The sequence below is a fragment of the Fischerella major NIES-592 genome (assembly GCF_001904645.1).
In the GTDB taxonomy this organism is placed as follows: domain Bacteria; phylum Cyanobacteriota; class Cyanobacteriia; order Cyanobacteriales; family Nostocaceae; genus Fischerella; species Fischerella thermalis.
The window spans coordinates 1-23,328 of the sequence record NZ_MRCA01000017.1 but is presented as its reverse complement, the minus strand read 5'-3'; the positions used below and the strand labels follow the sequence as shown (position 1 = coordinate 23,328).

The window sequence follows — 23,328 nt, the reverse complement described above, 5'->3', positions numbered from 1 at the left end:
ATAAATTCTATATGTAGATCAAGTAGCCTTTGATAATTGATTAGTAGTAATCCAGTTCAGCAAATCGCTAGTACTTAGCACAGGTACTATTTGCTCATTATCCAAAATTGTATAGTTATTAATGCCAGTAGGTAGAGTTGTGTTAGCTTCAACTTGATAAAGAGAAACTTCTATTTCACCCCAAAAATGATCTATTTGTACTGCAACTTGTTGATTGTTATCTCTAATGATTAATACGTTCGCAGTATCGATTTGTGGCAGAGTGTCTGAAGATGATATTGCGGGATGTAAGTTATAAGATTGTAAGTATTGCTCAAGCTTAATTAAGCGAATTGTTGAACCTTGCCAGTGCAAAAATTCACTATCAAGTTGCTCCAACAAACATGTTTCTACAATTATATTTGTTGGTAATGCCACGAGCATACCATTACATTCTACTAGCATGACTCGCTTGCTCGAGAGATGAAATGGTGCTTTGACAAAAGATTCGCTGAGATTTTGGGCTGTTTTTTCTAAAAGGCAATTAACTTGATTGGTATCAGCTATATTGCTTTCAATATCTTTTGTGATCGCTTGAATTTTAGCAATGGTTTCGATGATTGTCTGTGACAGATAATTTAATTCTTGGCTGTTGTCTGTAAGATGATGATCGGCAACAATATGATATGGATTTTCATTTTGTGCATGTATTTTGGTCAATGTACATACATTACTAAATAATTTATCATAAGCAAGATGTAGTTCATAATTTTCTAATTCCAGCTTTTTGACGCGAAGACTAAGATTGTGGATGAGCTGGTGTAATCTATCTATGTGCATTTTTAGGTTTTGTTGCTGGATAGTAAGTTCCTGAAATAAAAAATTGATTGTCTCAATTTTATTGACAGGAGTTCGCGCTGTTATTTTTTGATTTTCTCTCTGGTAGTCTATACATTTTACTTCTTGCTCTGGAAATTTCTGAATAAAATTACCTTTTTTATCCCAATTCACAGCAATTTCCGTTGGCAAATTTGCAAGTTGCTTTGTCAGTATCAATGTTTGCGATCGCTGCCATGTCAATAATGCTAATTTAGCAATTTCTGTCACATCCACATTAGATACAGCTGCTTCTAAATTTTGCATGACTGACTGACAAAGCTGGGTAAAAGCTTTTAAATGAAGTAACTCACCCAAATCACCTAATTGAGTAGCTATCATGATAACTTCTGCTTTTAAAGTAGACTTATCTGTTTTAGCTAATAAATATTTTAGGTGTTGTAAGTATTCTTCTACTTCAGTTTGGAAAATTAATAGGATAATGTCTTCCAGTTCTTGAGTTGGTGAGTACTGTGTTGGGTTATTTGTCCAAATTTGCTGAGACAAACGCTTTTTCAGCCCGTCAAACACTGGAAAACAAAAACTTGCTAACCATTGCTCATCTATAACATATCCAACAGAAAGTAATTTTACTATCTGGCGTAACCATTCAACGCTAGATAGAAGTAAACTGTGTAATTCGGTGTCAATTTCTAAAAAGTTTGTCTGTTTTTTGAAATCTTGTAGCGCATCTGCTAAACGGTGAGCAAAATCACTCAGTAAAGGAAAACCTATAATATCTGCACCAGCTTTGATGGAATGAATAACTTTGAGAGCTATATCAATATTTTGCAAATAGCTGTGATGGTTAGATTTGAGTTCCAAGAATATAGATTCTAGGGTATTCAAATTACCATTAGCTTCTTCCAGAAAGTTTATCTGGTTCTCTAGTTCCCTATCTTTTAACATAGTTGGAATTATTTTTGATACCAAATGAAAGGGAATAAGTAGCCCAACATAAATTTTGTCGTTGGGTTAAGGTAGAAAGCACAAGGCAGAAGTAAGAGATTTTTGAGTGTTAATATAAGTTCAGGTACTTCTGTTTGCTTAATCAGAAATCATTCAATTATAAATTAGTAATCAATAATGAAACTGTCAAATATTGTTCAATTCTAATTATTTCTAAAATTTATTTTTCTTAATGAAGAGTTTATCTAGTTTATTTAAGTAGGAAAATAAAATTAAATACCAAAAAAATATTCAGATTCAGAAGGCAGAGAGTCCTTCCTACCACGGTGATCCTTGTTCGCTCATCGGTAGCGAACCCGCGCCTCCTCTACCTCCGTACTCTGCTTTCTGAATTAAACTTTGAAACTACGAACACTTGCTTGTAACTGCTGGTAAGTCTCTAATGTTCTTTGAAGAGATGCGGATACTTTGCGATAGGAACCGCCAGTCATTTCAGACACTTTCGCAATTTCTTTCATTAAATTAATTACTTCTTTAGAAGTTTGCACTTGAGATACTGAAGCGAGAGAGATTGATTGTACTAATTCGTCAATTTGGCAACAAACATTGAGCATTTGATTTAAGCTGTGTTTGCTATCTTCAACCAGACGAGTTACTTCTATTACTTGGGCGTTTCCTAATTCTATTGTCTTGACTACTTCGCTAACTTCCAGGTTAATATTGGCGGCGATTCCTTCGATTTCACCTGTAACTGTGGCACTTTCGGTAGCCAGTGCAGCTACTTCTTCAGAAAAAGAAATTAAACTGTCACTGTCTCCACCCACACGCGCTGTTTCGATACCAGCGTTGATCGCTAATAAGTTGGTTTGTAGGGAGATTTGTTTAATTAAGGAAGCTAGACGAGTAATATGTTGCGAGTAATCCCCTAGACGCTTAATTTTTATAGCTGTTTCTCCCATCGACTCCCGCAGGCTAAAGATATTTTCGACAGTGAGATCCATCGCAGCGTCACCAATTTCAGCAGTAGGGGAGGCTGTGCGCGCAACTGCTGTAGCTAATCTGGCATTTTTGGCTACGCCTTTGATGGAAAGCCGAATTTGATCAACAACATCCAGGGAACGATCTATTTCCTGTGTTTGCTTGAATGTGTCAATAGCTAGTTGGCTGATGATTCCGGAATTTTCCGCGATCGCTGTATTCAATTGGGTAGCAGCTGCTTTAACTTGTACGACAATCTCCCGCAACCTTTCAACAATGAAGTTGCAAAAATCTGCGATCGCTCCAATTTCACCTTTGTTAACTTCGATGTGTACTGTTAAATCGCCTCTTTTGACTCCCACTACATCATCTAAGAGTCTGTTTAACTGTTGTTGCAGTTGTTCTGCTTGTTGACGTTGCTGTTCGGAAGCTCTTTCACTTTGTTCTAAAAGATTAGCTCTTTCTAAAGCCAGTCCCACCAATCTCGCAAATTGCTCAAATAACTCAATTTCTGCTTGTTGCCAGACACGAGTTCTGGTACATTGATGAGCAATCAACAAGCCTAGTAGATTACCCCCCAACAAAATTGGTGCTTGTAAGTGGGCTTTGACTGCAAATGATTCTAGCTGCTTGACATAAACTTCTGAAAAACCTGCTTGGTAGATATTGTTAGCAGCCAGTACACCACCTTGGCGATACTTTTCTACATAATCTTGCACAACAGCTTCATGAAATCTTGTTTCTACACCAGGTAAACCCTCAACTACCGACTCAGCTAAAATACTACCTTGTGATTTCTGATCAAATTTACAGATGACTACACGCTCCACCTTTAAGGCTTTACGGATATCTTGAACTGCCAAGTTGTAGATTTCTTGGGAATTAAGAGTTCCAGATAAGTGAATCGCAAAATCCTTGAGTACCTGGCTGACTTCCAGTAAATGGACTCGTTCTAAAGCCAATCCAACTTGAACTGCTAACTGGCGCAAGAAATTAATTTCAAAAGGTTGCCAAACATGGGGCGCCCAGCAGTAATGGGCAATCAAAAAACCAAAAATTTGATTATCTTTGAGAATGGGTGTTGCTAATATCGCCTTGACTTGCAGCCTTTCCATCAATCTCAGATGTTCGGGAACCAAGTCTGTCTCAAAAACGTTATTGGCGATGAGAATGCCATTAGTCGTGTAGGTTTCCACTAATTGCCTAGCAATGGAAGTGTCTTCAATTGTGTCACCCAAAGTTACTGGTAATCCAGGCGCGACAGACTCGGCGATGACTTGTCCCCTACCGTGAGCATTAAAGTGATAGACGACAACTCGATGTGCCCCTAATGCTTGTCTGGCTTCTGTAACCGTAGTATTAAATAAATCCTCACAGTTGAGTGACTGACGAATCGCTGTTAAAATGTTTGTAAACATCTTGAGGCGTTCAGCCTCGATTTTTTGTTTGTTGAGCAAGTCTTGCAGTTGGTCAGCCATACGGTTAATACTGGCTCCCAAAGTAGCAAATTCATCTTCTCCCTTGACAGTAATACGTGTGTCAAAATTACCTCTCGCCAGTTTCTTCACTACCATCGTGGCAGTTTGAATGGGTAGGGTGAGACGATTGGCTAAAATAGCAGCGATCGCACCCACTAATAAGGCTGTCACAATCGTTCCAATCGCCAATGTCAACAATAATTGTCTTTGTGTACCCAAGGCGATCGCTTTGTCTGTACTCAAGACTAATTGCCAATTTAAATCCGGTAAACCTGCTGTTTTTTGCCAAGGAACAAAGGTTGTTAAATCTTCAGCTTTACCTTTTCGATCTCGCAGTATACGTGTGACTACTTGCTTTGATGTTTGTAATTCCTGCCATTTGGGAATAACTTTTTGAGCATCTCTACCCAAATGATTCTGATCTTTTGCCAAAAAAATCTTGCCCGCAGAATCTATTAACTGGTACTCATCCTTAATTCCAGAAAGCTTATTGAGCGTTTGCGCCAATGATTGTATAGGTATAACCGCTTGGATAATATAAATTGTTTTATTAGTCACACTATCTTTAACTGGTGCAGCCAAATGAATTTTCGATTGTTTTACACTTGTACCTACCAATGGCTGACCAATATATGGTTCATTTGTTCTCAGAACTGCTTGAAAAGACTCCTGATTTTTTTGGTTAGGAATTGCTTCACCTTGAGTTTGTAAAACTACATTACCATTGAGATCCACAACAGCAATACTTTCATAGACTTGATAAATATCTTGCCAGTTATTGAGCCGTGCTGTTTTATCTTCAGCATCTAAACTCTCTCGCAGTACGGAGTCAGTGAGAAATTTTTGGCTAGCGAATAACTGAATTTCCTTATATCGTTTCAGCATAAATCGCTCAACATTGTCTGCTAAATTGCGAGCGCTGCCTTGTTTAATATTACTAATCTCTTTGGTGAGAGATTGATTTACTAGGTAATATGTCATAGCTCCCACTCCCAACGTTGGTAATGTGGAAATAGCAACAGCAAAAGCGATCGCTTTGGTACGGAAACTAACTTGTTTCGCCCATGCTATAACACTATTAATCGGAGAATAGAGAGAATAATTTCTACGCTGAAGTACAGTTTCGGTTTCGGAAGTAACTCTAAATGTGCGCCGATGATAACCACTGTTTTTCGGTTCTGAATTAATTCTATTAACCATTAAGTTATCTCTATACTCAGAGGGTGAAGCGATTTTGGATTTTAGATTTTGGATGACTTCTACAGATAAACTTGAGGGCTGAAAAATCAATTGTGAAAGTTACTAATCGTAGCGAATTCTATGTACAAAAACTCAGCGCTCCTCCGCGCTGACTTTGCGTTACTCCGCGTTTAAAAACATTACCATTTCACGCAAAGCCGTATCAGTCAAGTATGACAAAAAGCAATAATATAGGCATAATTTATTTTTTATGCCTCCTATCTCCTTGTAATCATTATTGGATGTTACAGAAAATAGAAGATGACACAATAGCATGTGCATCTACAATTCATACTTAAATTTTTTACAGCTACTTAATGTGTTGAAATACTTCTTTAAGTAAGTCTGCCTGTGTAAAAGGTTTACTCAAATAGCCTGATGCCCTCACAAGTTTGGCTCTAGCTTTATCGATAAAACCTGTTCTACCCGTAATCATGATTATAGGTGTATCTTTAAAATGAGAATGTTTCCGTACCAATGAACACAATTCATAACCATCTAAGTTTGGCATTTCAATATCTAGTAAAATCAAATCTGGTTTGAGGCGAATAATTTGCATTAAACCCTTGAGTGGATCGTTGATGCCCACAACAGAAAACATTTGATCATCCAAAAATTTACTGATGGCATTTACGACAGCAGGACTGTCATCAATACAAAAAACTGTGTAGAGTTTTTTATCAACATTTGGTTGAGAAATTTGTGGACGATTACTGTTATTAGTATTAACAGGATGAGGTAAGACATTATTCAACCTTGGTTTAGGCAAAGGTTGCTGGCTTGGGGGGACAACATGGAGATGCTGTTGCTGTCCAGAATTGGGTGTACTTTCCCCCTTGGATGTCCTTTGGGGAGTTTGTTGTGGGCAGTTAGCTGCAAATTCCGAAGCTGATTGATGATTGAGATGGCGTCTTTCCAAGGAAGCTGGCTGCGGTGGCGCTGCATCAGCACTGGATCTTTCTGATTTACCACTGGGGATGGATGCATAGCCAGGCGATCGCCTTTGGCAACGTTCCACTAGCAAACGCACATCTAAATGGCAGAACTTGGGCATTTCATCCAAAAAGCTTTCAGGAGCAAATTCGTAACTCCCCTCTTTTAACAATAAAAACGACTCTAAAACTTCTAGTGCCAATTGTTCCACCAATATTCCGGCTTGAGCTGGGGTGATATATTTCTGATTAACTAACCAGCAAATAGCTAGATAGTCAGGATTGGGTATTGCTTGATTCTCAATCCCAGTTTCAAAAATTGCCCGCAATTGCTCTTTGATGCCATTGTGGAGAGTAGGTATTTTTTGGCTTAAACGCTGCAAGTGCTTGTAAAGCAACTCAAACATTTTTTCTGTACAGCACGCATAAATTAATTTACCCTCCTCCACATAGATTGACCAAGAACCAGAAGCGGTAAAAACTTGTAAACAACCAGCAGTAGATTTACTAGTTATTTTCTTCAGTAGAAATAACGGCTGTAACGATTGATAAAACCTGTATCTATTAATAGGGAGTATCTTCATGGCTACGGCTCTCAAATAAACTCAAAATTGACAAATGCAAATGGCTCTACTTGTTGCCATGAAACAGCGCCTGCATATTGCACTTACTTAACATTAGCTTATGGCGTGGGTGCATATACCCACATAAAAAGATAAAAAATGCCTAAAGTAGATAATTCGTCTCAAAAAACAATAGCAAAAATTGCTAACACAGCCATATTAAGGTGATTTAGTGCTTTGTACAGACTCTGTTGTTGGTTTTTGAAGCAAAATGGAATCCCAGGTAGCATACAAGCAGGCTGTTAAAGATTTAATCCATAAATTTGATAAGTAATGTGACTTAGTAATTGACTAGCCCAAAATCGATCATTTTTGAGTAGAGTGTAGGGCGTTTTGTCAATACTGAGATTTCATCGTCACTAATTTTGCGATCGCATTCACCAAAAATGGCTGAAGGCTATAGATGACACGGATAATGTAAAAAATTATGCCTTTCACCCTGTCCTTTAAACGCCATGTTGTACTTAATGAGGAAACCTTTAAGGGTAAACTTGCTTACCTTTCACCCACATTTTGCATGAATTTTGATGGTGGAGTAAAAGATGAAGTAGTGATTGGCTCCCAAGAAGGCAATTTCTTCATATGTTTGAAAACACCTTCTAAAGTATTGTCTTAATGAAAAGAAAGTTTGCCCTGATGAACTGGATGAGTAGCTACCGTAGTGAATTACAACTATTAAATTTGATGATTGTGGTGTAACTCAAGTAATTTACTCCATATTTAAAAATAAAATTATCTTCCTTACTTTTAGATTACTCTAATTTCAACAAAAAAAATAAAAGAAGCATGAAAAATCCTATGAAGAAGTAAAGATATTGTGAAATAGAAGTTATTGTCATGAGTAACAAAAGATTTATCTATAAAGTTTCTCGTTGCAAGTATCGATACTTAAGTGTACAAAAATGTACAACTTAATTTAATGTTTGAGTTTGTTGTATTTATTGCATTCATAATTTTATTAGTTTTTTACCAATTAATTCTTTCTCATTTTGTTTTTGCTGATACATTTATATATTTTGGAACTTTTTTCTGCTCAGCAATTATAACCAAATAAATACTCTTGATAGTTCATGTTGAGAAACAGAGAAATACTAAGGTAATTGTAATGATGTATGCATTATAAGCCTATTGATAGGATTTTATTTAGCCAAAATGGCATTATCTTGACTGTGTTAATTTTAATTTTTTGCACAGCTATTGGTGGTTACAAAGCTAAAACTGAAGTTAGTGCGTTCACAAGCATCAGTAGTAACTAAAGAAAAAATCACAAACTCAAGCTTCCTATTCAAGTCATCAAATCAACCGAGTAAAGCTGGATAGTTGATTTAGGTATCTTTGATACAAATAGAAGGTTTGTTTTCAATCAATAAAGATAAAACTAAGAACTATTACTTAGATTTAAAAATTAAAGTTTATCCGGATAGCATCATAAAAATAGTGTGTTTTAATAGCATTTTTTGACTGTCATATAGTAATAGTGCAGCGCAGTCAAAATAACGACGTAGCAAATCAAAAGCTAAATCAGCTCAAATATGGGTATGAAATATTCGCCTTTTGAGAAGCAGTTTATTATACAAAATCTAGCCAAGAAATATGTAAGATGTGAAACTCAGCCATTCGACATTATCCGCATCTAAAATAACTGCATATATTTTCTCTTGTCCAACAACAATAAACTTGAAATTAGATTATGACAATGGGTGCAATACCAGCATTGCTGTCACCCCCCACTATGAAAATTGAGCAAAGTGTAAAGCGTAAGGGAGACAAGAAGAATGATAAAGTTACTAAATAAAGGCAGACAAAACTTTCTGCTATTCTCCAGAAAAGCTAAACTACAAAAACTGGAGATGAGACCAATACAACTGTGACCGAAATTAGTTTACAAGTAGAAGAACAGGGAGAACGCCTTGATCGCTACCTGACTGAAAGATTAACAGACCTATCTCGTTCCCGCATTCAACAGTTAATTGAACAGGGTCAGGTTCAACTCAACGGCAAAGTTTGCACATCGAAAAAGACTAGTGTGAAACGGGGCGATCGCATTTCCTTAGAAATTCTCCCAGCAGAACCTCTCGAACTGACACCACAAGACATTCCCCTAGACATCCTCTACGAAGACGACCAACTATTAATTCTCAATAAACCTGCGGGCTTAGTTGTCCATCCTGCACCCGGTCATCCCGATGGCACATTGGTTAACGCCATTTTAGCTCATTGTCCCAATTTACCCGGCATAGGAGGTGTGCAGCGTCCAGGAATTGTGCATCGATTAGATAAAGATACAACAGGGGCGATCGCAATTGCTAAAACTGAATTTGCCCATCAGCATCTCCAAGCACAACTCAAAGCTAAAACCGCACAACGAGAATATCTAGGTGTTGTCTACGGTGTCCCAAAAACTGAAAACGGTACAGTTGACTTACCCATCGGTCGTCATCCAGTAGATCGAAAAAAAATGGCTGTTGTCTCACCAGAAAAAGGTGGAAGACATGCAACTACCCATTGGCGAATACTTGAACGTCTGGGCAACTATACATTAATGCACTTTCAATTGGAAACTGGACGTACCCATCAAATTCGTGTCCACAGCGCCCACATAGGTCATCCTATCGTCGGCGATCCTGTTTATAGTTCTGGCCGTTCGGTGGGTGTGAATTTACCGGGACAAGCACTCCACGCTTGGCGACTCAGGTTACAGCATCCGGTCTCTGAAGAATGGATCGAAGTCACTGCACCTATTCCTCAAACCTTCAAGACTCTCTTAGAAGTTTTGAAAAGACGGGTGACCACTGCCGATAAAAATTACAAATGAGAAATCTTTACGAATCTTCTTTACTCATCTTTACATAACTTTACATATTTATCATTCATCAAAGCTTCAGTAAACTTGCGAGATGTTTACTTTTAACCACTATTTTTGAGAAAATTCCAGATTTAGATTTTAAGTATTTTGGCTGAAATTAAAAATCAATAAAATCTTTACATACAATACAGATTTTTTAATTGCATCTTCTTCAAGAAAGATAGAAAAACTTTATTTTTTTCAGACCAAAATAACATTCAATGTAACTTTTACTACTATTAATCCTATGGAACAAAAACATGAAGTTAGATTAACAAACATTTCATAATGTAAAAAAAGGATTTAAGTCATAAGTATATAAGCCTGCCGATTCATAGGTTTCACTAAATAATCTAGATTTTTACACTTATTAAATAAAGTTCATAAAAAAAGACTGCAAGCCAAATATAAAATACGAACTAGGTCAGAAAGCAATTTAAAAATATCAAGACAATAAAGATTTCTCGTGCTAAATATTTGCGCGTATAAATCATATTAATTTGATTTTTATGTGCAATATTTGCTAGAAATTTTCATGCCTATTTGTCTGGAATATCTGATTGCTTCTACCAAAACAAGCTGATTTAATGGCTTTAATTTGCTGCTGTGAACACTAGGAGAAAAAAATGCTTGATGCTTTTTCCAGAGTAGTTGAACAAGCTGATAAAAAAGGTGCTTATTTAAGCGGTGACGAAATCAACGCTCTGCAAGGAATGGTTGCTGATAGCAACAAGCGCTTAGACGTTGTTAATAGACTCACCAGCAATGCTTCCTCCATTGTTGCTAATGCTTATCGTGCTTTGGTAGCAGAACGCCCCCAAGTCTTCAATCCTGGTGGTGCTTGCTTTCATCATCGTAATCAGGCTGCATGTATCCGCGATTTAGGATTTATTCTGCGCTACGTTACCTACTCTGTACTAGCAGGTGATTCCAGTGTGATGGATGATCGCTGCTTGAATGGTTTACGTGAAACCTATCAAGCTCTTGGTACTCCAGGTGATGCTGTAGCTTCTGGAATTCAAAAAATGAAAGAAGCTGCCCTCAAAATTGCTAACGATCCTAATGGCATTACCAGAGGTGATTGCAGTCAGTTAATGTCTGAAGTTGCCAGCTATTTTGACCGCGCTGCTTCGGCGGTTGCTTAAAAATTTTTTTGGTTGTAGATTGCACTTTTTGTAAGTATCCTTTGTCATAATGCCTGGGTCATTTGTAATTGCAAAGGATATGAATACAAAAGTTGCATGTACAACTTGTTTTCATAGTTTTTTGGCAAGACTTTTTGAGTTCTTTTAGTTAGCAATTTTTGGAGATTAATTAAATCATGAAAACCCCATTAACTGAAGCGATCGCCGCTGCTGATGTTCGCGGTTCTTATCTGAGCAACACTGAACTCCAAGCAGTATTTGGTCGTTTTAACCGCGCTCGTGCTGGCTTAGAAGCAGCTAAAGCATTTGCTAACAACGGCCAAAAATGGGCAGAAGCAGCAGCCAATCACGTTTATCAAAAATTCCCCTACACCACCCAAATGCAAGGGCCTCAGTACGCTTCTACCCCAGAAGGTAAATCTAAGTGCGTACGTGATATTGACCATTACTTACGTACTATCAGCTATTGCTGCGTAGTTGGTGGCACTGGCCCCTTGGATGAATACGTAGTTGCAGGCTTAAAAGAATTCAACAGCGCTCTTGGCTTGTCTCCCAGCTGGTACGTAGCGGCTCTAGAATTTGTCCGTGACAATCATGGTTTGACAGGTGATGTTGCTGGTGAAGCCAACACCTATATCAACTATGCAATTAATGCATTGAGCTAAATCCACACAGCAAGTGTCCTTTGTCCTTCTTTGATGGCTAATGGCTAATCGAGACTGGTTAGTAGTTAGTAGTTAGTAGTTAGTGGTTAGTAGTTAATGGTTAGTGGTTGGTCAGAAAAAATCAACAACTATTTATTAACAGCTAACTACTAAAAATCAACAACTAACAGCTAGCACTAGTGCAATTAGCAATTAGCCATTCGTTGTATTTGAGAAAAGAAACAATAAAAAATTCGCAAATATGGAGCGATTGTCAAGATGACTACTTCAGTCGCAGAACGTCTAGCAATTAGAGATGAGATCGGCAAAAAAATAGAGCTGCGCCAAAATTGGACTGAAGATGAATTGCAGCTAGTATTTCGAGCTGCCTATGAGCAAATTTTTGGTCGTCAAGGTGTGTATGCTAGCCAGAGATTTACCAGCGCTGAAGCAATGCTACGTAACGGCAAAATCAGCGTTAAACAATTTGTGGAAATTTTGGCAAAATCTGAGTTTTACAGAGAATGTTTCTTTTACAAAAACTCCCAAGTGCGGTTCATTGAATTGAACTATAAGCATTTGTTGGGACGTGCACCCTACGATCAATCAGAAATTGCATACCACACAGACCTTTATGCTTCTAGTGGTTACGACGCCGAAATAGAATCGTACATTTACAGCTCTGAATACGACAATGCCTTTGGTAATTATGTTGTTCCTTATTACCGCGGATTTCAGTCAATTCCTGGCATGAAAACGGTAGGATTTAACCGTATATTCGAGCTTTATCGTGGCAGAGGTAACAGCGACAACGCTCAATTTGGTGGTAAAAGTTCGCGCTTACGCTCGAAAATCGCGATGAACATGTCCAACATGATTTCGCCACCATCATCCCCAGGGCTTGGCTTTACATCAATTGCACCTACTTTGATTAGTTCTCCTGTATTGGGAGATAATCGCATGTTCATCATCGAAGCGATCGCTGGTGGATTGAACACGAAAGTTGCTGTGCGTCGTAGCAGACAAGTTTACACCGTACCCTATGACCGGCTGTCAGCTACCTACCAAGAAATTCACAAACGTGGCGGTAAGATAGTCAAGATTACCCCAGCCTCTTAGAAGATGGGGGAATAGGGTGATGGGGAGATGGGGGGATAAATAAATATATTCTTCCTACCTCCCCACTGCCCCTAATCCCCAACGCTAGGTGACGCCACCTGCTACAACTCTTGGAACCCCCAAGGGCGCAGTGGCTCCTTTATGCCGGGGAAAGAGTCCACCGCACTGGCTCCTCCAAGGGAGGAGTGAGGAGCAGTGAGTTTCCCCACCTCCCCACATCTGTCACTTTTAACTTTTGACTTGCTTATGACTGCTGCATATTCTGCCGAACCCATTCTTTCAAAAGAAGCAGCGATCGCAGCACTAAAGAGCGAAGATAACCAAATTCGTTATTACGCTGCTTGGTGGTTAGGAAAACATCAAGTACAAGCAGGTTGTACAGTGTTGTGTGAAGCCCTGTTTGATGAGCGCTATCGCATTCCATCAGGAGGCTATCCCCTACGTCGTCAAGCTGCACGTGCTTTAGGGCAATTAAAGAATCCACAAGCAGTACCAGCGTTAATTGCTGCACTTGCATGTGATGATGATCTGCACCTGCGGGAAGCAGTTATTCAAGCTTTAGCAGCGATTGGCGACCAGCGGGCTGTTGAGCCATTGCTGAAACTGCTACAATCTCATCAACAGCAACCGCTAGAAGCCTTGATCGAAGCGCTAGCGACTTTACAAGTGTGGTCTGCTCGTCCTCAAATAGAACCCTTTCTCAATCACACTTCCGAGCGAGTACAATGCGCTGCGGCACGCTATTTGTTTCTTTTAACCCAAGAACCCCAGTACATTGAGCGTATTATTAATAATTTGAATCATGACAATATGTATTTGCGCTGGGCGGCCATATTTGATTTAGGAGCCGTTGGTCATCGTCAAGCAATAACTGCGATCTTAGCTGCTCGGGTTCCTAACAGTTTAAAATTACTAAATTTGAAACGCATTTTGGAAGCCCTATTAGATAACGAACGAGCTGACAAGCAAACAACTGATTTCATTTTTCGGGCAATTGATGATTTGTTAATTCAACTTTGAGGTAGGGAATCGGTAATAGGTAATAGGTAATTGATGGTTTTTCCCTATTACCTATTACCTATTACACCTTTTTTATGTCTGCAATCTTTAACAATCATGAATACACAGAATGTAAATACCGAGCAACTAATTTCGCAATTAAATAATGCTTCGCTACCAACTGATGCGATATCTGCAATTGCTGCTCTCTCAGCTAGGGAAATTACGGAAAATAAGGGGATTTCAGCTTTAATTCAAGCTTTTAGCCATCATCACCCTTCTGTGGGTAAAGCGGCAGTTGAAGCTTTAGTAAAGCTAGCACCTGCAAGCGTAGAATCACTGATTTTTGCTTTCCCTAATTCTCCTGATCAGGGCGTGCAGGCTCATATTATTCAGGCTTTAGCGCTGATTGGTGACGAGCGAGCAGTTGATTTGTTAGCAGAAGTTGTTGGCACAGAAGTAGCTAACCACTGCCAAGGAAATGTCCGTCGGATTGCCGCACGCGGATTAGGAAAGATAGGGAGGACTGCTAAGCAACCGGAAGTCATCCGCTATGCTGTCGAAAAACTCACTTGGGCTTTACTGACTCCAGAAGATTGGGGACTACGTTATGCTGCTGCGGTTTCTCTACAGGAAATTGGCACACCAGCAGCTCATACTGCCTTACAGATGTCACTAAATCAAGAAACAGACAAAGTAGTGCGATCGCGCATTACAATGGCTGCGACAAAAAATCTGCCAGATTAACTACAGACTGGAAATATATAAATTAGCAGGATGAGAGGAATTAATTTTTTTGCTACCCCAACTCTCCTCCTGCTTGTTCTGCTTTCAAAACTCAATTACTTCCAACTCCTTATCTTCAATCTGTGGCGACAAATTTCTGCAACTAATAGCAATATTTAGAATTTTTTTGTTAAAAATTCTTAACATATAAGGATGTATCTATCAAAGTCATGTAGAACTTGAATAGGTTGTTTCGTATAGATAATGAGCAAAAATTAAGAAAATCTAAGCAAAGAAAAGTTGCGTCTTATCTTGCTGTTTTGTAAAGTAGCGTTAAGAAAAAAAGCACTATTTCTCAGTTAAAGTCCTTGCATGTAAAGGTTTTGAGGCTTTTCTTATTGGTATATCTCATTTATTCATAATTTGTAACAAATAATGCCCCTGTAGCGTTGTATAAACATAAGCTGGAGGGGTTAATTAACAGGCAAAAGTTAAAGGTGGCAATCAATTCGTAAAGTTTGCCAGTTTCTCATAAAATCACCCCAGTTTCTCATTTTTCTGATTCTGTTTGCAGAGCAGAAAAGTGAAGAGTAAAAGAGAAACGCCCTTGTTTAACGTCTGTTACAGACCAATCCAAATTGATAAAACAATTCCAGTTTTAATCAAGACAGCACTCAACTAAGGAATTAGGAGAATCTTCCATGTTAGACGCATTTGCCAAGGTGGTTTCTCAAGCTGACTCCAGAGGCGAATTTCTGAACAACGAACAACTCGATGCTCTGACCAACCTAGTTAAGGACGGCAACAAGCGCCTGGATGTAGTCAACCGCATCACCAGCAATGCTTCCACCATCGTTACCAACGCTGCTCGTGCTTTGTTTGAAGAGCAACCTCAATTGATTTCTCCTGGTGGAAACGCTTACACCAACCGTCGCATGGCTGCTTGCCTCCGCGATATGGAAATTATCTTGCGTTACGTTACCTACGCTATCCTTGCAGGTGACGCTAGCGTTCTTGACGATCGTTGCTTAAATGGCTTGCGCGAAACCTACCAAGCTCTGGGAACTCCCGGTTCTTCTGTAGCAGTTGGTGTTCAGAAAATGAAAGAAGCTGCGATCAACATTGCTAACGACCCCAATGGTATCACCAAGGGTGATTGCAGTCAGTTAATGTCTGAAGTAGCTAGCTACTTTGATCGCGCTGCTGCTGCTGTTGCGTAATAAACATAAAAAAAGCCCAGAACCAAAAAGCTAGGTATCCAGGCAAAAAATTACGAAACGTTAAGGAGATTTAACATCATGAAAACACCCATTACCGAAGCAATCGCAGCTGCTGATACCCAAGGACGTTTTCTCAGCAACACCGAACTTCAGGCTGTTCGTGGTCGTTTAGAGCGTGCTACCGCTAGCATGGAAGCTGCTCGTGCTTTGACCTCCAACGCTCAGCGCTTGATTGATGGTGCAGCTCAAGCTGTATACCAAAAATTCCCCTACACTACCCAAATGAGTGGCCCTCAGTACGCTGCTGATTCTCGTGGTAAATCAAAGTGCGCTCGTGACATAGGCCACTACCTGCGGATGGTAACCTACTGCCTAGTTGCTGGTGGTACTGGTCCAATGGATGAATACCTAATTGCTGGTTTGGATGAAATCAACAGCGCTTTTGAATTGTCTCCCAGCTGGTATGTAGAAGCTCTGAAGTACATCAAAGCTAACCACGGTTTGAGTGGTCAAGCTGCTAACGAAGCCAACACCTACATTGATTACGCGATCAACGCTCTTAGCTAGATAGCGATCCGGCCCGGAGAGGGATGCAGCTGTGTGGAATCACCAAGCAGTTGGATCTAGCTCCGGGCATAGTTTTATCTGGGGATTGATAAAAAAATATTTATTTCAGACACGCAAAAGTTAAGCGTGTGAATAAATAGGGGGAAAATAATGCCGATTACAGCAGCAGCATCCAGGCTAGGAACAGAAGCCTTTAGCAGCACAAGCGCAGCTAAAGTTGAGTTACGCCCCAATGCAAGCAGAGATGATGTAGAAGCAGTAATTCGAGCCGTATATCGGCAAGTATTGGGTAATGACTACATCATGGCATCAGAACGCTTGAAGAGTGCAGAATCACTCCTGCGGGATGGGAACCTGACAGTGCGGGAGTTCGTGCGTAGCGTTGCTAAGTCAGAACTCTACAAGAAGAAATTTTTCTACAACAGCTTCCAAACCCGGTTTATCGAACTCAACTACAAGCATTTATTGGGTCGCGCTCCCTACGATGAGTCTGAGGTGATTTTCCACTTAGACTTGTACCAAAACCAAGGGTACGATACTGAAATCGACTCCTACATAGATTCAATTGAATATCTAAATAACTTCGGCGACAACATTGTCCCCTACTATCGCGGTTTTGAGATTCAAACTGGACAAAAAACAGCTGGCTTTACCCGGATGTTCCGTTTGTATCGGGGTTATGCCAACAGCGATCGCGCCCAAGTAGAAGGCACTAAAACTCGTCTTGCCCGTGAACTAGCAACCAATAGCACTTCCTCAGTTGTTGGGCCATCTGGTAGCAATGCTAACTGGAGTTACCGTGCAAGCGCGGATGTGACTCCCAGAAAAAACATGGGAAATGCTGTAGGAGAGAGCGATCGCGTTTATCGCATCGAAGTTACCGGACAGCGCAATCCTGGTTTCCCCAGCGTGCGTCGTAGTAGCTACGCCGTGGTTGTACCTTACGAGCGTCTTTCGGACAAGATTCAGCAAATTGTCCGCCAAGGCGGCAAAATCGTTAGTGTCACCCCAGCATAAGATTGGTGGTAATTCATCGATTTGATACCAAGTACTTCTCTCTCAACGCCATTTCCCTAAAGGGAGAGGCTGCGCGAACACCCGTATAAAAGTTAGTAGTGAGGAGCTATGGGTTAAGAATTATGAGTCATGAGTTATGAGTTATGGGTTGAAGAAAATATAAACTTCAAAACTCCTAATTCTTAACTCCTAATTCTTAACTCCTAGCTCCTAACTCCTTAACAATTGCCCAGAAGCTAGTTTTACAGGAGAGGTTAACAAAAATGTTCGGTCAAACCACAGTTGGTGCTAATGGCATTTCTAGTGCAAACAGCCGGATGTTTCGTTATGAAGTCGTAGGCTTGCGGCAAAACGAAGAAAACGACAAAAATAACTACAACATCCGCAACAGTGGCAGTGTATTCATGACTGTGCCATACAACCGCATGAATGAAGAAATGCAGCGGATCACTCGTATGGGCGGCAGAATCGTTAAAATCGAGCCTTTAACGACAGCGGAATAAAACTAACGCTTTGGCAATGATTGAACCAAGTGCAGAAGCATATTCTGCCGAAAACGCTCCGCCCTTAACAAAAGAGCAAGCGATCGCTAACCTGCAATCTCCAGATTTAAGTCTCCGCTATTATGCCGCTTGGTGGTTAGGTAAAAACCGCGTCCGGGATAAAGCTGTTGTAGATGCTCTGATTGTGGCATTAGAGGACGAAGCCGACAGAACAGAAATGGGTGGCTATCCTTTACGCCGTAATGCTGCAAGAGCATTAGGAAAATTGGGCGACATGCGAGCCGTACCAAGTTTAATTAAGTCCTTGGAATGCTCTGATTTTTATGTGCGCGAAGCCGCTGCCCAATCCTTAGCAACACTAAAAGACATAGCTGCTGCCCCAGCACTGATGCAATTGCTCAATGGTGGAGTAGCAGCAGCCGTGCCAGTACCAGGACGGCCACACTTGACCCAGCCCTACGAAGCAGTATTAGAAGCCTTGGGAGCTATTGGTGCAACTGAGGCTATTTCCCTAATAGAACCTTTCCTTGACCATCCAGTACCACGAGTGCAGTGTGCAGCAGCAAGAGCAATGTACCAGCTGACACAAGACGCCAAATATGGACAGCGTTTAGTGCAAGTTTTGGACAGCAACGACTTGAAATTGCGCCGCGTTGCCTTAGGAGATTTGGGTGCCATAGGTTATTTACCAGCAGCAGATGCGATCGCGAACGCCAAAGTCGAAAATAGCTTCAAACTGATAGCCCTCAAAGGTTTACTGGAACATCAACTTCAACAGGAGTTAGATGTTTCCTCTCTTTCTGAGGATGCTATTCGGGTAATGAACTTGATGGATTCACTTTTGTAGTAATTGGTTAGTGGTTATTGGTCAAAGAACTACTACTAACTACTAACTACTAACTCTTGACCAATGACTAACACCCAACAATTAATTCGTGCCGTAGTAGAGGCAGACTCGCCAGCACGAATGATAGCGGCAGTACAAAAATTAGCAGCAGCGCAAGACGAAGCGGCAATTCCCACATTAATTGCCGTGTTTGGTTATAACAATCCAGCCGCAGCAATAGCAGCAGTAACTGGATTAACTCAGTTAGGAGAAGTAGCAGTACCACAGTTGCTAGAACAAATTGACGACTACAACTATGGCGCACGGGCTTATTCAATTCGTGCTTTAGCAGCGATCGCAGATCCCCGTGCCCTAGATGTATTATTAGCATCAGCTGCTAGCGATTTTGCTCCTAGCGTTCGTCGCGCCGCCGCCAAAGGTTTGGGAAATTTGCGTTTTCACAAACTGGAAAACCCACAACGCCAACAAGCGCAAGCAAAAGCATTGGAAACCCTAATGCTTATTTCTCAAGACCCTGATTGGTCAATTCGTTATGCCGCCGTTGTTGGTCTGCAAAGTCTAGCAAAAATACCCGAATTGCAACAGCAAATTTTAGCAAAATTTGCAGAAATCTTAGCTAATGATACCGAAGACTCACTTCGAGCCCGCGTGCAGTTAGCTCAAAAACAAGTATTGGGTTAGTTGTTAGTTCGTGGTTGATTGTTAATTGTTAATAACAAACAACAAACAACAAACAACTATTAACCAGTCTCTGCGAAACCCTAAAACAAGGTAACAATTTCAAGATGCCTATACCATTACTTGAATTTACTCCAACTACCCAAAATCAGCGTGTCGATGGCTACGAAGTAGCTGGCGAAGACACACCTACTATCTATCGGTTAGCAAACGCTACCTCCGATGCTGATATTGATGCCATCATCTGGGCAGCTTATCGGCAAATATTTAGCGAACACCTAATTTTAGAAAAATATCGTCAACCCTTCCTAGAATCGCAGTTAAGAAATCGGGCTATTAACGTCCGAGATTTTATTCGGGGATTGGGTAAATCCGATGTTTATCGTGATGAAGTAGCAGAAACCAATTCTAATTATCGTTTAGTAGACATCAGCTTCAAGCGGTTTTTGGGACGGGCTACCTACGGTAAAGATGAGCAAATTTCTTGGTCAATTGTCATTGCGACCAAAGGATTGCATGGTTTTATCGACGCCATTGTAGATTCTGAAGAGTATCGTCAAAACTTTGGTGACGACATCGTACCCTTCCAACGCCGACGCTTTAAAGACAGACCCTTTAACTTAGTCAACCCCCGCTACAGCGATTACTGGCGCGGTCGCTTAATTGAACAGTATCTCGGCGGGCGTTCCTTCTATCAAGTCGTTCGCTCCGGACAAGCTGTGCAACGAGGAGTTCGTCAAGCCATTCCAGCCAACTTCTTGTCAATGGCTGCCAGTGTCACACCAGGTGGAGCAGAATATCAACGCTCAAGCGATCGCGCGAGAAATATTGCCTCTAGTATCAAGATTCCTGACACCAGCCGCGAATCTACTACCCCGCCTCCAACCGTAAAACCCGCACAAGTTGCTTTACCTTATCGTTACATTCCTGGTAACAAAACAACCTAGAAAATGGGTAATAGGTAATGGGTAATGGGTAATAAGAAATCACCAATTACCAATCACCAATTACCAATCACCAATTACCAATCACCAATTAACAATGTCAATACCACTACTCCAATACAAACCCAGTTCTCAAAACCAGCGTGTTCCTGGTTACGAAGTACCAAACGAAGATACTCCCAGAATTTATCGTCTAGAAGATTCTCCCACCGAAAGCGAAATCAAAGAATTGATTTGGGCTGGGTATCGGCAAATATTTAGCGAACACGAAAATCTCCAGTTTCATCGCCAAAAAAATTTAGAATCCCAGTTGAAGAATCGGGCAATTACTGTGCGTGACTTCATCCGGGGTTTGGCAAAATCAGAAGCTTATCGTCGTCTAGTAGTAGAGACAAACTCTAACTACCGCATTGTAGAAATTACTCTCAAACGCATTTTAGGTCGTGCGCCCTACAACAAAGACGAAGAAATAGCTTGGTCAATTACAATTGCCACCAAAGGTTTTAGCGGTTTTGTTGATGCTTTAGTAGATTCTGAAGAGTATCAAATCAATTTTGGTGATAACACTGTTCCCTACCAACGCCGTCGTTTTAAAGACAGACCATTTAATTTGGTAACACCTCGTTACAGTGATTACTGGCGTGATAAACAAGAAACTGAGCGCTATAAATGGGGTGATATTAATAACTTCTTGGATATGGCGAAGTCTATTGATATCAAAACAGTTTCTTACACACCAGTTAGCACCGCCAACATTCAAATCCCCGACACAACACGGCAGGAAAAACCGCAAGGTATCCCTGTTTCTATCAGTCCTAGTGCAAGTTTTCCTGTGCGTTAAGCTAAAGTAGTTAGTAGTTAGTAGTTAGTGGTTAACAACCAACAACTAACAACAAACAACTAACAACAAAAAATTAAGAGTGGGTCTGCTAAATCCAGTCATTGTTTCACACAGTTTAGAAGGTTGCAAGGTTTGCTTTTGAGAATTTTCTAAAGTGTAAATCTCACAACCTTCTAATGTGGCAAGTTATGTAAAAGGTGAATGGAAATATGGCACTACCTATACATACATACAAACCCACCACTCAAAATCAACGAGTTTGTAGTTTTGGAACGGCAGATTTAAATGAAGATAGTCCTTATATCTACCGTCTCGAAGATACAAATTCCAGTGGTGAAATTGCAGAACTGATTTGGGCAGCCTATCGTCAAGTATTTAACGAACAGGAAATCTTACAATTTAATCGTCAGATTGCTTTAGAAACACAACTGAAAAATCGCTCCATCACGGTACGTGATTTTATTCGTGGTTTGGCAAAATCTGGACGATTTTATCAGCTAGTAGTTGCAGCTAATAATAATTATCGGCTGGTAGAAATTTGTTTAAAGCGATTGTTGGGTCGCGCTCCCTACAATCAAGAAGAAGAAATTGCTTGGTCTATTCAAATCGCTACTCGCGGTTGGTCAGGATTCGTAGATGCGTTAATTGATAGTGAAGAGTACGAACAAGCTTTTGGTGATAATACCGTACCTTATCAACGCAAACGAATGTCAACAGATAGACCATTCAGCTTTACCCCGCGTTACGGTGAAGATTATCGCGATCGCGCGGGTATTGTTCAGACCAGTTGGATACATCATACTGAATGGTATGGGTTTTTGGCTTCATCGCCATACCCCAAGCAAGTAGATTGGAGGACAATATCAGCCGTAATTATCGGCCTGTCTGGAATAATCGCTTTCTTGCTCATACTAAACTGGTTTGTAAACAGTTCTGCTTTTTAACAAAATGCAGAAACTTAACTAAAAAATGAAAGAGGATTGATTTATAAATCAAACCTCATTCAGTTTTCAAGAGCAAGCTCTGTTTAATCTGTTGATAATTAAAGGGGAAAATTGCAAATGGCACTGCCATTACTTGAATACAAACCCAGCAGCCAAAATCACCGAGTCAAAAGCTTTGGGAAGGCTGACCTCAACGAAGATACACCTTATATTTATCGCCTAGAAGATGTCAGTTCTTTTTCTGACATGCAAGACATCATTTGGGCAGCTTATCGCCAAGTTTTCAGCGAACACGAGATTCTCAAGTTCAACCGCCAAAAGCACATCGAATCTCAACTGAAAAACGGCTCATTGACTGTACGCGACTTCATTCGTGGTTTGGCCAAGTCTGAAGCCTTCTACCGCTTGGTTGTTTCAGTTAACAATAATTACCGTCTTGTAGACATTTGCCTCAAGCGCTTTTTAGGTCGTTCTGCTTACAACAAAGAAGAAGAAATTGCTTGGTCTATTGTCATCGCCACCAAAGGTTTTGATGGTTTCGTTGATGCCTTATTAGATAGTGATGAATATACCGAAGCATTTGGTGATAACACCGTACCCTACCAGCGTAAGCGTTTGGTAGATCGTCCCCACAACTTGGTAACACCTCGCTACGGCGAAGATTTCCAAGAAAGTGCTGGTACTGTTACCACAGATTGGCGCTTCACCTTAGAGAAATTCTACAGCCGCAAGTTCCAAGAACGGCGACTGGCAGAAGGTGATCCACGTAAGTACGCCGATATGGCAGCCTCAATTAATGCTAAGGGCAACTACGCGCAAAACATTCGTGCGGCTGAGCTTGATTACATGAGCTTAGTACCAAATCGTAGTAGACGCTAAAATTCCTACTGCGATCGCTTGGAGTAAATACATCAAATTTATACTGGGTCTTGTTTCCCTGCTAATTTAGTGCCTGAGCATTGCGTTAGATGGAAATAAGACCCAGTAATTTTATATTTGGGTTGAAATCGAACACAGATGCACACAGATGAACACTGATTGACACAGATAGATTTATCGTATGCGTTGATAGAGTGTTTCATCAATTCATCGCAAATTCTCTGTAAAAAAAAACTTCGTGTTCCTTTGCGTTTACTCTGCGTCACTCTGCGTTTCAAACAAAAGCCCCTCTAGTTGGAAGGGGGCTTTTGTTTGTATCTGACAAACTAGAGAAGATTAGGCGTTGATCGCAGGAGCAGTCAATGCAACAGGAGCAACATCGCCACTAGCTAAGTC

Annotated in this window: 19 protein-coding genes; 16 read left to right on the top strand and 3 right to left on the bottom strand. The window is 40.4% G+C overall.

Annotation, left to right across the window (positions count from 1 at the left end; translation table 11 throughout):
* Positions 1-18 precede the first annotated feature (18 nt).
* The 3 genes from NIES592_RS21180 to NIES592_RS21170 form a co-directional block, all read right to left on the bottom strand.
* A complete protein-coding gene (locus NIES592_RS21180; RefSeq protein WP_073556800.1) occupies positions 19-1,764 on the bottom strand; it encodes a chemotaxis protein CheW in 1,746 nt (581 codons plus the stop codon).
* Positions 1,765-2,156: 392 nt separating this feature from the next.
* Positions 2,157-5,420 (bottom strand): GAF domain-containing protein, encoded by a 3,264-nt coding sequence (locus NIES592_RS21175; protein ID WP_073556799.1) that lies wholly within the window; start codon positions 5,418-5,420, stop codon positions 2,157-2,159.
* 349 nt (positions 5,421-5,769) lie between these two features.
* Positions 5,770-6,975 (bottom strand): response regulator, encoded by a 1,206-nt coding sequence (locus tag NIES592_RS21170; RefSeq protein WP_073556798.1) that lies wholly within the window; start codon positions 6,973-6,975, stop codon positions 5,770-5,772.
* Positions 6,976-8,881: 1,906 nt separating this feature from the next.
* Between NIES592_RS21170 and NIES592_RS21155 the strand changes: the two genes are divergently transcribed.
* The 16 genes from NIES592_RS21155 (at position 8,882) to NIES592_RS21080 (ending at position 22,932) form a co-directional block, all read left to right on the top strand.
* Positions 8,882-9,829: an RluA family pseudouridine synthase gene (locus NIES592_RS21155; protein WP_073556795.1), complete on the top strand. Its 948-nt coding sequence runs from the start codon at positions 8,882-8,884 to the stop codon at positions 9,827-9,829.
* Between the two features lie 656 nt (positions 9,830-10,485).
* Positions 10,486-11,004 (top strand): phycocyanin/phycoerythrocyanin subunit beta, encoded by a 519-nt coding sequence (locus NIES592_RS21150; RefSeq protein WP_009454979.1) that lies wholly within the window; start codon positions 10,486-10,488, stop codon positions 11,002-11,004.
* 173 nt (positions 11,005-11,177) lie between these two features.
* A complete protein-coding gene (locus NIES592_RS21145; protein ID WP_197672419.1) occupies positions 11,178-11,669 on the top strand; it encodes a phycocyanin alpha subunit in 492 nt (163 codons plus the stop codon).
* A 258-nt stretch (positions 11,670-11,927) separates the two neighbouring features.
* Positions 11,928-12,767 carry a phycobilisome linker polypeptide gene (locus NIES592_RS21140; RefSeq protein ID WP_062247143.1) on the top strand — a complete coding sequence of 280 codons (840 nt, stop codon included), beginning with the start codon at positions 11,928-11,930 and terminating at the stop codon, positions 12,765-12,767.
* A gap of 246 nt (positions 12,768-13,013) precedes the next feature.
* Positions 13,014-13,787, top strand: a complete 774-nt coding sequence (locus NIES592_RS21135) for a HEAT repeat domain-containing protein (protein ID WP_062247144.1) — start codon at positions 13,014-13,016, stop codon at positions 13,785-13,787.
* A gap of 96 nt (positions 13,788-13,883) precedes the next feature.
* Complete coding sequence (locus NIES592_RS21130) at positions 13,884-14,513, top strand: HEAT repeat domain-containing protein (RefSeq protein ID WP_073556832.1); 630 nt, start codon at positions 13,884-13,886, stop codon at positions 14,511-14,513.
* Positions 14,514-15,193: 680 nt separating this feature from the next.
* On the top strand, positions 15,194-15,712 hold the full coding sequence (locus NIES592_RS21125) for a phycocyanin subunit beta (protein ID WP_062247145.1): 519 nt from the start codon (positions 15,194-15,196) through the stop codon (positions 15,710-15,712).
* Positions 15,713-15,787: 75 nt separating this feature from the next.
* Positions 15,788-16,279, top strand: coding sequence for a phycocyanin subunit alpha (cpcA, locus tag NIES592_RS21120; protein WP_172451495.1), 492 nt, complete (start codon positions 15,788-15,790; stop codon positions 16,277-16,279).
* A gap of 150 nt (positions 16,280-16,429) precedes the next feature.
* Positions 16,430-17,296 carry a phycobilisome linker polypeptide gene (locus tag NIES592_RS21115; protein WP_009454961.1) on the top strand — a complete coding sequence of 289 codons (867 nt, stop codon included), beginning with the start codon at positions 16,430-16,432 and terminating at the stop codon, positions 17,294-17,296.
* 263 nt (positions 17,297-17,559) lie between these two features.
* Positions 17,560-17,799 (top strand): phycobilisome linker polypeptide, encoded by a 240-nt coding sequence (locus NIES592_RS21110; RefSeq protein WP_009454960.1) that lies wholly within the window; start codon positions 17,560-17,562, stop codon positions 17,797-17,799.
* 16 nt (positions 17,800-17,815) lie between these two features.
* Entirely contained in the window at positions 17,816-18,646 is an 831-nt protein-coding gene (locus tag NIES592_RS21105) for a HEAT repeat domain-containing protein (RefSeq protein WP_062247146.1), read from the top strand.
* A 63-nt stretch (positions 18,647-18,709) separates the two neighbouring features.
* On the top strand, positions 18,710-19,327 hold the full coding sequence (locus NIES592_RS21100) for a HEAT repeat domain-containing protein (protein WP_062247147.1): 618 nt from the start codon (positions 18,710-18,712) through the stop codon (positions 19,325-19,327).
* Between the two features lie 104 nt (positions 19,328-19,431).
* A complete protein-coding gene (locus NIES592_RS21095; protein ID WP_009454957.1) occupies positions 19,432-20,271 on the top strand; it encodes a phycobilisome rod-core linker polypeptide in 840 nt (279 codons plus the stop codon).
* A 94-nt stretch (positions 20,272-20,365) separates the two neighbouring features.
* Positions 20,366-21,109: a phycobilisome rod-core linker polypeptide gene (locus NIES592_RS21090; RefSeq protein WP_062247148.1), complete on the top strand. Its 744-nt coding sequence runs from the start codon at positions 20,366-20,368 to the stop codon at positions 21,107-21,109.
* 209 nt (positions 21,110-21,318) lie between these two features.
* Positions 21,319-22,053: a phycobilisome rod-core linker polypeptide gene (locus NIES592_RS21085; RefSeq protein WP_062247149.1), complete on the top strand. Its 735-nt coding sequence runs from the start codon at positions 21,319-21,321 to the stop codon at positions 22,051-22,053.
* Between the two features lie 117 nt (positions 22,054-22,170).
* Positions 22,171-22,932, top strand: a complete 762-nt coding sequence (locus NIES592_RS21080) for a phycobilisome rod-core linker polypeptide (protein ID WP_009454953.1) — start codon at positions 22,171-22,173, stop codon at positions 22,930-22,932.
* Positions 22,933-23,328 lie beyond the last annotated feature (396 nt).